Below are 508 nucleotides of genomic sequence, written 5' to 3' on the forward strand. Positions count from 1 at the left end.
CCCCTTCTGCATCCCGCCATCAGGCATCCGATTCCTGCCGATCTCCGCGCGGCGACGGGCCGCCGCTCTCCGGGCCTCCGGCGCGGGCATAGTGTTGTGCGGTGACCCCCGAGACGACCCGCGCAACGCAGACGGCCGGAGTCGCCTACGCCGGATCCGCTTACCTCCTCTGGGGCGTGCTCCCGCTCTACTTCCTCCTCCTGGTGCCGACCGGTCCGTGGGAGGTCGTCGCGTGGCGGGTGCTGCTGTCGTTCGTCTTCTGCATCCTGCTGCTCACGGTCACGCGCGGCTGGGCGCCGTTCGGTGTGATCCTGCGGCAGCCGAAGCTGCTGGGCTGGACCGCGCTCGCCGGCCTCCTGATCTACATCAACTGGCAGGTGTTCCTCATCGGAACCCTCAGCGACAACGTGGTCGAGACGAGTCTGGGCTACTTCATCAACCCCATCACCACCGTGCTGCTGGGCGTCTTCGTCTTGAAAGAGCGCATCCGCAGGCTGCAGTGGGGGGG

General features: G+C 67.7%; 1 pseudogene. It reads left to right on the forward strand.

Annotated elements, in window-relative coordinates:
- Positions 1-101: 101 nt before the first annotated feature.
- Positions 102-508, forward strand: a pseudogene (locus tag ACNPM4_RS19035) (EamA family transporter); the annotation flags it as partial.

The sequence above is a fragment of the Microbacterium umsixpiens genome, from assembly GCF_053543675.1.